General features: G+C 63.5%; 12 protein-coding genes. 4 read left to right on the plus strand and 8 right to left on the minus strand.

Going from position 1 to position 11,019, the window contains the following annotated elements; all coding sequences use genetic code 11:
• Together ACLP2E_RS02760 and ACLP2E_RS02765 are read left to right on the plus strand one after the other, a co-directional pair.
• Positions 1-816 (plus strand): amino acid kinase family protein (locus tag ACLP2E_RS02760; RefSeq protein WP_442465089.1); only part of this gene is annotated, 816 nt, incomplete at its 5' end.
• A 138-nt stretch (positions 817-954) separates the two neighbouring features.
• Positions 955-1,851 (plus strand): radical SAM protein, encoded by an 897-nt coding sequence (locus ACLP2E_RS02765; RefSeq protein WP_442465090.1) that lies wholly within the window; start codon positions 955-957, stop codon positions 1,849-1,851.
• Positions 1,852-2,108: 257 nt separating this feature from the next.
• Here the strand turns inward: ACLP2E_RS02765 and ACLP2E_RS02770 are convergent, their stop codons facing one another.
• Together ACLP2E_RS02770 and kdpA are read right to left on the minus strand one after the other, a co-directional pair.
• Complete coding sequence (locus ACLP2E_RS02770) at positions 2,109-2,981, minus strand: transporter (protein ID WP_442465091.1); 873 nt, start codon at positions 2,979-2,981, stop codon at positions 2,109-2,111.
• Positions 2,982-2,990: 9 nt separating this feature from the next.
• Positions 2,991-4,700, minus strand: coding sequence for a potassium-transporting ATPase subunit KdpA (gene kdpA / locus ACLP2E_RS02775; RefSeq protein ID WP_442465092.1), 1,710 nt, complete (start codon positions 4,698-4,700; stop codon positions 2,991-2,993).
• A gap of 311 nt (positions 4,701-5,011) precedes the next feature.
• Between kdpA and ACLP2E_RS02780 the strand changes: the two genes are divergently transcribed.
• Entirely contained in the window at positions 5,012-5,497 is a 486-nt protein-coding gene (locus ACLP2E_RS02780) for an EF-hand domain-containing protein (protein ID WP_442461280.1), read from the plus strand.
• Positions 5,498-5,506: 9 nt separating this feature from the next.
• Here the strand turns inward: ACLP2E_RS02780 and ACLP2E_RS02785 are convergent, their stop codons facing one another.
• A complete protein-coding gene (locus ACLP2E_RS02785) occupies positions 5,507-6,496 on the minus strand; it encodes a P1 family peptidase (protein ID WP_442465093.1) in 990 nt (329 codons plus the stop codon).
• Positions 6,497-6,579: 83 nt separating this feature from the next.
• On the opposite strand from ACLP2E_RS02785, the gene ACLP2E_RS02790 reads away from it, so the two are divergent.
• Positions 6,580-7,311 carry a cytochrome c biogenesis CcdA family protein gene (locus ACLP2E_RS02790; RefSeq protein WP_442461281.1) on the plus strand — a complete coding sequence of 244 codons (732 nt, stop codon included), beginning with the start codon at positions 6,580-6,582 and terminating at the stop codon, positions 7,309-7,311.
• 248 nt (positions 7,312-7,559) lie between these two features.
• Here ACLP2E_RS02790 and ACLP2E_RS02795 read toward each other — a convergent pair whose 3' ends face one another.
• The 5 genes from ACLP2E_RS02795 to ACLP2E_RS02815 form a co-directional block, all read right to left on the minus strand.
• Complete coding sequence (locus ACLP2E_RS02795; protein WP_442461282.1) at positions 7,560-8,675, minus strand: branched-chain amino acid ABC transporter substrate-binding protein; 1,116 nt, start codon at positions 8,673-8,675, stop codon at positions 7,560-7,562.
• Between the two features lie 98 nt (positions 8,676-8,773).
• Positions 8,774-9,265, minus strand: a complete 492-nt coding sequence (locus ACLP2E_RS02800; RefSeq protein WP_442461283.1) for a hypothetical protein — start codon at positions 9,263-9,265, stop codon at positions 8,774-8,776.
• Positions 9,266-9,414: 149 nt separating this feature from the next.
• Positions 9,415-9,726, minus strand: a complete 312-nt coding sequence (locus ACLP2E_RS02805) for a DUF6867 family protein (protein ID WP_442461285.1) — start codon at positions 9,724-9,726, stop codon at positions 9,415-9,417.
• Positions 9,723-10,445: an ABC transporter ATP-binding protein gene (locus ACLP2E_RS02810; protein ID WP_442465094.1), complete on the minus strand. Its 723-nt coding sequence runs from the start codon at positions 10,443-10,445 to the stop codon at positions 9,723-9,725. Before ACLP2E_RS02810 ends, ACLP2E_RS02805 begins: the two co-directional genes overlap by 4 nt.
• On the minus strand, positions 10,442-11,019 hold a 578-nt coding region (locus ACLP2E_RS02815), incomplete at its 5' end, for an ABC transporter ATP-binding protein (protein ID WP_442465095.1). The genes ACLP2E_RS02815 and ACLP2E_RS02810, both read right to left, overlap by 4 nt.

The raw sequence follows: 11,019 nt of genomic DNA on the forward strand, positions 1-11,019 counted from the left end.
ACCATCAAGCACGTCGCTTCGCCGCTCGCGCGCCAGACCCTTCTCGACCAGGAACTCACGCGCCCTGTCGCCGGCAGGCGCCCGGTCCGCATCCTCCCCTGGCTGCAAGTGGTGAAGATCGGCGGCCGCTCCATCATGGATCGCGGCCACGAGGCGATCCTGCCTGTCGTCGACGAATTGCGAAAGCTGCTGCCCGAGCACCGCCTGCTCATACTGACGGGCGCCGGCATCCGCGCCCGCCACCTTTACGGCGTCGGCCTCGACCTCGGCCTGCCGGTCGGGTCTCTCGCCCCGCTCGCCGCCAGCGAGGCCGGCCAGAACGGCCACATGCTCGCTTCGCTGCTCGCGCCGGAGGGCGTCTCCTATGTCGAGCACCCGACCATCGCGAGCCAGCTGGCGATCCATCTCTCGGCCGCCCGTGCGGTCGTTGGCAGCGCCTTTCCGCCCTATCACCACCACGAGTTCCCCAACTCGCGCATCCCGACTCACCGGGCCGACACCGGCGCGTTCCTGCTCGCCGACGCGCTCGGTGCGGCCGGCCTCACCATCGTCGAGGACGTCGACGGGGTCTATGACATCGACCCCAACGGCGACGGCGGTGACAAGGCGAAGTTCATCGGCGAGACGACCGCCGTCGAACTCGCCAAGCTCAAGGGCACGACGCCGTTCGACCCCGCGCTGCTCGAAGTCATGGCCAACGCGCGCCACCTCGCGCATGTGCAAGTGGTGAACGGGCTCGTCCCCGGCCGCATCACCGCCGCGCTGCGTGGCGAGCATGTCGGGACGATCATCCACACCGGCGCGCCGAAGACCTGAGCAAAAGCTTAAGGGCCGCGCCGATCAGGCAGGGGCGCCATCGTTCGGCAACGAGCGTGGCGCCCGAATATTTCCTGTTGTCGCTGCTTTTGCGCTAGAATTGCGCCGTTGCCCTTCCCGGAAAGCTGGCCCTCGCGCATGAATTTCATCCCCGTCCGCTATGTCGAACCGGTCTATCGCCCGCCGAGCGAAGCGGATTCGCTGATCTTGCCGCTGACCGACGGCTGCTCGTGGAACAAATGCACGTTCTGCGAAATGTACACCGCCCCGCAAAAGCGCTTCCGCCCGCGCAGCGAGGAGGAAGTTCTCGAAAGCATCAAGCGCTGCGGCGAGGAAATGGGCGCCGGCGTCAAGCGCGTCTTCCTCTCCGACGGCGATGCGATGACGCTTTCGGTCCGCCGCCTCGCCACGGTGCTCGAAGCGATCCGCCGCGACCTGCCGGGGGTGCGACGGGTGTCGAGCTATTGCCTGCCGCGCAACCTGCGCAAGAAATCGGCGGCGGAGCTTCGTGAATTGGCGGAGCTCGGGCTGTCGCTAGTCTACGTCGGGGCCGAATCCGGCGACGACGAAGTGCTGGCGAGGGTGAACAAGGGCGAGACTTTCGACAGCACCCGCGAGGCGCTGGAAAAGCTGGGGAAGGCCGGGATCAAGCGCTCGGTGATGATCCTCAACGGTCTTGGCGGCGAGGCGCTGTCGCGGCAGCACGCGCTGAACTCGGCGGCGCTGGCCAACGCCGCACAGCCCGAATTCCTGGCCACTCTGGTGGTCAGCTTTCCACAGGGCGAGGCCCGCTTGCGTGAAAATTTTCCCGGCTGGGAGCCGCTTTCCGTCCCCGGCCTGATGCGGGAAATGGAGTTGTTCCTGTCCAAGCTGGAGCTGAAGCGGACGGTGTTTCGCAGCGACCACGCCTCCAACTGGCTGATCCTGAAAGGGACGCTTGGAGCGGACAAGCCAAGGCTGCTGCAGCAATTGCGTTCGGCCATCGCCGCGCCGGAAGCGGCGCCGCTGCGTCCGGCTTGGGCGCGCGGGCTGTAAATATCGTTTCAGCGAGCGAGCCGTGAAAAAACCGAAAGACGCCTCGCGGCGGCCTCTCAAATCCGCGCTTGCCACAATGATCAGGCTTGGACCTCCCATCCGTTTCATTGCCTAAGGCGCCGCAACTAGCGTTCCCGGGCAATGCCTGCGCAACCGGATTTCAACACCTTTGAAAGTCGTTCATGTTTTCGTGAAAACGGGAAGCTAACCTAAAGCGGAGCCATACAACGATGCGCGCGACATTGGGCGAGTGCGAGCTAAAACCTCTGCGATACGCCCAGAAAAGCCTGAATCCGCGGCGTCGCCGGGGTCAATCCAATAAAGGCGCCGGCGTCGAATTGCAGATTGGGCAGTTTTTGCCAGACGATCCATGACAGCGACAGGTCGAGGGACGACTGAAGCGAGCGATTGGTCGGGTCTTCGCTCGCCTGGCCCCACAATTCCAAATAGGCGGTGACGTCGCTGGTCAAGGCATGGCTGATATTGCCGAGGAACTGGATATTGGCGTGGCGGCCGTCATTGCCCGCATTGCGCAAGAAATCGACTTCCGGATCGAACAGCAGGGTGAAGTCCTTCGGCAAAGCGAAGGATATGGGCGCGATGACGCCGCCCTCCAGCGCGCCATTGCCGATTCCCGCCGCTGCGGTCGGCGCCTTCATATAGGGAATCGCCGCCGCCTGAAAATCGCCGCCTTCCGGGCCGGCCAGATTGATTTTCGTGCGCAGGAACAGATCGCCGACGCCGGTGAAACGCATTTGACCCAGCGCGGTTCTGGTCGTCACCGTCTCGACCGGATCGATGTTCAGTTCGAAATCGATCCGGCTGGTCAGGCCGAGTTTCAGTGTCGGATTGGCGAAAAGCGCGGTGTTGGTGGTGACGCCGCCATATTGCGTCTGCGCCCAGTTGACGACGTCGGCTTCGTACTGGAAGTGGCCGGCGTCGACGGTGCAGGGCAGGTTGGCCTTGGGCGGGCGGTCCGTGCAGAAGGAGCGCAGGTCGGCGTCCGGCGTCGGGTCGAACAAGCTGAAGGCCGACTTGTCCGGCGCATTGGCGAGCGTTTGCGCCATGGCGGGCGCTCCGAGGCCAAAAGCCAGCAGCAGCGCCTGGGCGCGCCGAACATTCCTGCCCATGCGGCCCCCTCAAAAAGTCCTGCCGCTGGCGGCAACAAAATGTTCGGCCAACGGTCCGAGCGCGATGGCGGGAAAGAATTGCAGCAAGGTGATGATCAGCACCACGCCCAGCAAGAGAAGCACAAAAAGCGGGCCGTGGGTGGGAAAAGTGCCTGCGGATGCTTTGGCCCTTTTTTTCGCCGCCAGACCGCCGGCCATCACCAGTGGCGGAATGACATGGGCGAAACGGCCGAGCAGCAAAGCGATGCCGGTGGAAACATTGTACCACGGCGTGTTCGCCGCCAGACCGCCGAAAGCTGAGCCATTGTCGGCGGCGGTCGAGGCATAGGCGTAAAGGATTTCGGAAAGGCCGTGGGGGCCGGCGTTGCCGAGGCTTGCAAGGGCGGTGGGCAGGTTGGCGGCGACAGCGGCGAAACCGAGCGCGAGCGTCGGCTGGATCAGCAGCGCCAGCAGCGCGAGTCGCATTTCTCTAGCCTCGATTTTCTTGCCGAGATATTCCGGCGTGCGGCCGACCATCAGTCCGGCGAGGAACACGGTGATGACGGCGAGGAGCAGCAGGCTGTAAAGCCCCGATCCGACGCCGCCCGGCGCGATGCAGCCGGCGAGGAGGTTGAACATCGGGACCAGTCCGCCGAGCGGGGTCAGCGAATCGAAAGTGGCGTTGGCGGCGCCGGTTCCCGTGCCTGTGGTGGAGACGGCGAAGAGCGCCGCCCCGGCCTGTCCGAAACGCAGATCCTTGCCTTCAAGATTGCCGGAGGCGGGGTCGAGGCCGAGCGCTGTGAGCAGCGGGTTGCCAGCCGTCTCGGCTGTATAGAGCATGAGAAGACTGGCGAGGAAAATCAGCGCCATGGCGGCTAAAAGCGCTAACCCCTGACGGGCGTCGCCGACGGCGCGGCCGAAGGCGAAAACCAGCGCCGTCGGCAGCACGAGCTGGCTCCAGTTCTGCAGCATGTTTGTGAGCACGTCGGCGTTTTCGAACGGGTGCGCCGAGTTGGCGTTGAAAAAGCCGCCGCCATTATTGCCGAGCAGTTTGATCGCCTCCTGTCCCGCGACCGGGCCGATGGCGATGCTCTGTTTCGCGCCCTCCAGCGTCGTCGCATCAATGGCGCCGAGCAAAGTCTGCGGCGCGCCCAGGGCGACGAAAAGCAAGGCGACGACGCAGGACAAAGGCAGCAGCACGTAAAGCGTCGCGCGGGTGAGATCGACCCAGAAATTGCCGATCGTCGCCGCTTCATGGCGCACGAAAGCGCGCATCAGGCCGAAGGCCATGGCGATGGCGACGGCGGAATCGAGAAAATTATGGGTGGTGAGGCCGGCCATCTGCGTGAAATGACTCATCGTCGTTTCGCCGGCAAAGGCTTGCCAATTGGCGTTGGTGATGAAGCTGATGGCGGTGTTGAAGGCGAGATCGGGCGCCACGGCGGGGCGCGACAGCGGATTAAACGGCAGGAAAGCCTGACATCGCTGGATCGCATAAAGCGCAAGAAAGCAGAGAAAGCCGAAAACCAGCATGGAAAAGGTATAGGCCGGAGCATCGTGCTCCTCGGCGGGATCGACGCTGGTCATTGCGTAAAGCGACTTTTCCACCGGCGCGAGGAGCGGGGTCAGAAAGGTGTGGCGACCGTTGAGGACGGCGGCGATGAAATCGCCCAGCGGCCAGGCGACGGCGACAACCGCCGCCAGAACGAGAATGATTTCGGCCCAGCCCGCGAAGGTCATGTTGCAACCTCGTCCATTGTGGCAAGGCGCGACGGGCCGGCCACCGAATCGGCCGCCGCTTATGCCGGCTCGGCGCGTAAGAAATCCATACCGATTTCCGGGGCCGGCGATAAGGCTGTTCTAGGCGAGACGCCGAGGAATTTTTCGCGATCTTCCGGCGCAAGATATTGATAAACAGAGATGAGCTCCACAATTTACGTTCGTTAGAAATTCTTTGTGGCACAAAGTCTATGGCGTCTGTCCTTGAACCAATAAAGCCATCGTTTAGTTTAAGCGTTTGTCGATACAGATTCTCTTTCGGAGTGAAGCCGATGTTCAAGAAACAAGCCATCGTCGCCTGCGCAGGTCTGGCTTTCGCCCTCATGGCCTGTTCGGGAGCTTCCGCCGCCCACCATGCCCGGCATTCGGCGGAATATGAAAAGGTCTCGCAGCTCATCCGCATGATGGACAAGGACAAGAACGGCGTCGTCACCAAGGACGAGTTCATGCAATTCGCATCGGCGGAATTCGACCGCGTCGACGCCGACAAGAGCGGCGGCCTGAGCCACCGGGAATTTTCGCGCTCGGTTTACGCGCATGGCCGGCATTATGCGGAACATGAAAATGTCGCGGAAATTATTCTCCTGATGGACAAGGACAAGAACGGCGTAGTCTCGAAAGACGAATACATGTCTTTCATGTCGGCGGAATTCGACCGCATCGACGCCGACAAGACCGGCACGCTGACCCGTGAAGAACTGTCGAATTCGATCTTCGTCCATCCACAGCAAAAGCGCGTCGGCGGCACGGGTAAATAAAAAAGGGAGTCACCCGCCGAATTTCTGCCGCCAACTCGGCTTGGCGCCGGTGAAGGGCAGGGGCGTGGCCTCATAAACGGCGCGGGCGATGGCGCGGGCGAGACAATCGGCCGCCGCCGCGCCCAGCCGGGTCAGGGCGAAAATATCGGCTTCCCGGCGGCTCGCTCCCGTTGCGGCGGCGAAGACGGTGTCGCCGTCCTGCGCCGCATGGACCGGCCTCAGAGCCCGGGCGACGCCGTCCTGCGCCATGATCGCCATGCGCTTGGCCTGAGGCTTGGTCAAAACGGCGTCGGTGGCGACGATGGCGATGGTGGTGTTTTGCGGGTCCACGCCCTTGCTTTGCAGGACGAGGTGCTCCCGCGCGAAGGCCGCCGGCCAGCCGCAGCCGCCATATTCCCCGTCGCGCTCATAGGGTGCGGCCCAGAAATGCCGGGTGTCGCCGATGGTCGCCTGCCCGACGGCATTGACGGCGACCAGGGCGCCGACGGTAAAACTCTCTTCCGTCACGACACTGGCAGAGCCGAGGCCGCCCTTGAGATCGGCGAGCGTAGCGCCATAGCCGGCGCCGCTGGTGCCCAAGGCGAAATTTTCCGCCGCCGCTTTGGCCGCTTCCAGCCCCAGCCGCCAGTAGGTCGGTTGGCCCCAGAAATTCTTGTCGCCGCCATTGGCGAGGTCGAACAATATCGCGCCCGGCGCCAGGGGCACCAGTTGCCCCGCGACCTCGAGGCCCCTCCCGTTCTCGCGTAAAAAGGACTGCACGCCCCCCATCGAATCGAGGCCATAGGCGGAGCCGCCGGACAGCACTAGGGCGTCGATCCGTTCCACGGTCATTTCCGGCTCCAGCAAAGCCGCGTCGCGCAGTCCCGGCCCGCCGCCGGAAACGGCGATGGAAGCGGTCGCCGGAGCGTCGAAGATCAGCGCGGTGACGCCAGAAGCAAGCGCCGGATCATGGGCGGAGCCGACTTTTATGCCGGCGACATCGGTAATGAGATTGCGCAATGGCAAATCCTGGCTCGCTGAAACGCTTGATAAATTCTAGCGTATAAGCTTTCAGTTCAAAGCGAATAAGACGGGACCGGGAAATGACAAGCAATGTGACGATGTCGGCGGCGGCCCTGGCGGGACTTTTGTCCTTTCTCAGCCCCTGTGTGCTGCCGCTGGTGCCGCCCTACCTGACCTTCATCGCCGGCTCCGGGCTGGAGGAACTGGCGGAAGGCGGCGAGCGCCGCGCCGAACGCGACATGCTGTTAGCGGCCGTATTGTTCGTGCTCGGCTTTTCCACGGTTTTCGTTCTGCTCGGCGCGACCGCTTCGGTGGTCGGGCAGACCATGCGCCAGCATCTGCCGCTGTTTTCCGCTTTGGCCGGGGTGGCGATCGTCGCCATGGGCCTGCACTTTCTCGGCGTCTTCCGCTTCCATCTGCTTTATCGGGAGAAGCGCGTCAGCGTCGAAAAGCCGGTCGGCGTCTGGGGCGCCTATGTCATGGGACTGGCTTTCGCCTTCGGCTGGACGCCCTGCATCGGCCCGATTCTCGCGGCGATCCTCGCGGTGGCCTCCTCGGAGGCGACAGTTTCGCATGGCGCGACTTTGCTCGCCGCCTATTCGCTGGGGCTGGGCCTGCCTTTCGTGCTGGCGGCGCTGGCGATGGAGCCATTCATCCTGTTCCTGAAGCGCTTTCGCTCGCATTTCGGCAAGGTCGAAAAAATCGTCGGCGCACTGCTGGTGGTGACGGGCGTGATGTTCCTGACCGGTGGCATCCAGAGCGTCAGTTTCTGGCTGCTGCAGACCTTTCCGGGGCTGGCGACGCTGGGGTGAGCGACGGACCACCGCTCCCCCTCATGGTGAGGAGCGGCGCCATTGGCGCCGTCTCGAACCAATGGGCAATCCGCGAGCCCTTTGTCAAAGGCCGGAAATGTCGCGGCCTAGGACACCATCGTGCTTCGAGACGGCCCTTTCAGGGCCTCCTCAGCATGAGGGGTTTTTGAGGCGCGCCGCAGCGAGCATTGCGTCTGTCTGCTAAAAATAACGTCCTTATATCAAGTGCGTATAATCTATATCTGACCTTATTTCTCAATTTGAGCATAGGTGATCTTGCCATCCGCGCCTTGGCGCCATTCGTAGACGACGTAATCGGCGCGGGTGACGTCGCCCTTGGCGTCGAACGAGAGGTCGCCGACCACCGTCTTGAACGGCCCGTCTTCGTGCAGGGTCTTGGCGACGACCGCCGCATCGGTCGAATGGGCTTTCTCCATCGCCTGTTTGATCGCCTGCACGGCGGCGTAGGAATAGAGCGTATAGGTCTCCGGGTTGTAATGCTTGGCCTCGAAAGCCTTGACCACGGTGAAGGCTTCCGGGCGCTGGCGCGGGTCCGGCGGGAAGGTCATCAGCGTGCCGACCACGCCCGGTCCGGCGATGGCGGCGAATTCCTGGCTGGCGATGCCGTCGCCACCCATTAGCACCGCCTTCACGCCCTGGTCGCGCATCTGGCGCACCAGCAGCCCGCCCTCGGTATGCAGGCCGCCGAAGAATACGATATCGGCGTCCACCGATTTGATCTTGGAGACGATGGAGGAATAATCCTTCTCGCCTTTGTTGAGGCCCTCGTAGAGCACGTCGTGCACGCCGGCCGCCGTCAGCGCCTTGCGCGTTTCGTCGGCGAGACCTTTGCCGTAAGTCGATTTGTCGTGGACGATGGCGATCTTCTTGTCCTTGTCATGCGCGATCAGCCAGGCCGCGGCGACGGCGCCTTGCTGGTCGTCGCGGCCGCAGGTGCGAAACAACATCGGCAGGCCGCGCTCGGTGATCTGAGGATTTGTCGAGGCGGGGGTGATTTCCAGGATGCCGGCCTCGTTATAGGCGTCGGAAGCGGGCATGGTGACGGAAGAATTGAAATGGCCGACGACGAAGGTCACGCCTTCGCCGATGAACTCATTGGCGACGGAGCGGCCCTGCTTGGCGTCGCCGGCGTCGTCGCCGACGCTGAGTTCGATCTTCTGACCCATGATTCCGCCGCCGGAATTGATGTCCGACACCGCCTGTTCGACGCCGTTCTTCAATTGCGCTCCGAAAGCCGCGTCGGAGCCCGTGATCGGACCGCCGACGCCCATCTTGATCTGCGCGTGAGCGACGCCCGACAGCAGCACCGCGGCCAGAGCGGCGGCCAAAATTTTACCTTGCATGAAATTTCCTCAGAAAGCCGATTGGCGAACGGGCCGGAGTTTGCCGTCGGTCAAGCCGGTTGTCGACCTATTTCATGACGCCTGCCACCTAAAGGTGGTCAGCGATGGCCGCCGTGGAAGCCGCCGCCGTGAAAGCCTCCGCCGTGGAAGCCGCCGCCATGGAACCCGCCGGCATGGATCCCGCCGAAACCACGCGCGCCATGGTAGCCGCCATGGAAGCCGCCGTGCCGCCAGCCGCCGCCATAACCGCCGCCGTAGTAGCCCCCATAGCCTCCGTAACCGTCGTAGCCGTAATAGCCGCAGTCACCGTAGCACCCGCCGCTCAACAGCCCGCCGACCACCGCCCCGAACATCGCGGCCGCCGCAGGGTCGCCCCCGCCGTAATAGCGGCGGTGATGATAGTAATGATGATAGGCGTGGTGGTAGTGATGATGGATATGGTGGTGATAGTGGCGATAGGCGATTGTCTGGATGTGCGACGAGGCGAGGACGGGCTTCGGCAGGCCCGTCGGCGCCGCCTGGGCGGAACCGCTGGTCATGTTGACCAAGGCCAATGAAACAGCCAGCACACTTGCAAAAATTCTCGACATTTCCACGCCCTCCCGAGTTCTGGATTGCAGTTGAAACGTCGAAATGTCGCTGTACGAGCGGTGTCAGGCGCTCAACTTTCCACTCGAATTGACAACGCCCCTCGGCTGGCGCCGGTTCCGCGCCGGAAATCGGGCGCAAGTCCCGGGATTTATCGCGCCAGCCAGGGATATTGCCGTTTCACCAGCGCGGCATGGGTGACCCGCCACGCGATGCCTTGCGCGCAAAGCGTCCAGGCATAGGCGATCAGCGCCGCCATCGGCGCTGCGAGCGGTTCGCCGAACAGCGACCAGTGCAGAAAGCGCATGGCGAAGGCCAAAGGCAGGCCATAGAGCGCCAGCAGCCAAAGAGGCCGCCAGCTTTTGGCGACGCCGCGGCCGGCGGCGAACGAGGCCAGCCCGCCGAGGACCAAAGTGACGCCGATGAAGACGTGCGGATCGCCGATCACAAAGTCAGTGTTCAATGGCCGCCTCCTTCGAGATAGGCGGCGCGGATTTTCGGGTCTCGCAGCAGTTCCGCTCCCGGTCCCTGCATGGTGATGGCGCCATTGACCATGACATAGCCGCGATGGGCGAGTTTCAAAGCATGATGGGCGTCCTGCTCGACCAGGAAGACCGACAGCCCTTCCTGCTGGTTGAGGCGGCGCACCACCTCGAAAATCTGCTTGCAGATCAAGGGCGCGAGGCCGAGCGACGGCTCGTCGAGCAGCAAAAGTTTCGGGCGGCTCATCAGGGCGCGGGCGATGGCCAGCATCTGCTGCTCGCCGCCGGACAAGGTGCCGCCGCGCTGGCCGGCGCGCTCTTTCAAACGCGGAAAAATGTCATAGACCCGTTCGAGATTTTGCGAAAAACCGTCGTTGTGGGCGACGGCCGCGCCCATCTGCAGGTTTTCATAGACCGTCATGCGGGCGAAGATGCGCCGGCCCTCCGGGGACTGGGCGATCGACAGCCGGGCGATTTCATGGGTCGGCAGGTCGGTAATGTCGCGCCCGTCGAAATGGATGCGGCCGGCGCGCAGGCGCGGGGCGCCGAAAATGCTCATCATCAGCGTCGATTTGCCTGCGCCGTTGGCCCCGATCAGCGCCACGATCTCGCCGGCGCCGACTTCGAGATCGACGCCCTGCAACGCCTGCACCGCGCCGTAAAAGGCCTGGGCGCCCTTGATCGAGAGCAGCGCGGTCATGGCCGGGGCTCTCCCGCAGATTCCCCCTGGCCGGCCAATTCGGTCTCGACCTGGCCCACATCCTCGTCCTCGACGCCGAGATAGGCTGCGATCACCGCCGGGCTCTCGCGCACTTCCGCGGGCGAGCCATCGGCGATCTTCTGGCCATAATCGAGCACGACGACATGATCCGATATGGCCATCACCACCGCCATGTCATGTTCGATCAGCAGGATCGACACGCCGGATTCGGTGCGGATTTCGCGCAGAAGGCTGGCCAGCGCATGGGATTCGTTGGCGTTGAGTCCCGCCGCCGGTTCATCGAGACAGAGCAGGGCCGGGTTGGCGCACATGGCGCGAGCGATTTCCAGCCGCCTCTGGTCGCCATAGGGCAGGGCGCCGGCCGGATCGTCGGCGCGATGGAGCAGACCAATGCGCTCCAGCCATATTTTCGCGCGATCCACGGCGACTTTTTCGGCGCGACGATAGGACGGCAGGCCGATCAGGCCGAAAAACCCGTACCCCGAAGCCGGCGTCAAAGCGACGTGCTGCGCGATGATGAGGTTTTCCAGCGCGCTCATGCCGGAAAACAGCC

The organism is Rhodoblastus sp. (assembly GCF_052145335.1).
In the GTDB taxonomy this organism is placed as follows: domain Bacteria; phylum Pseudomonadota; class Alphaproteobacteria; order Rhizobiales; family Beijerinckiaceae; genus Rhodoblastus.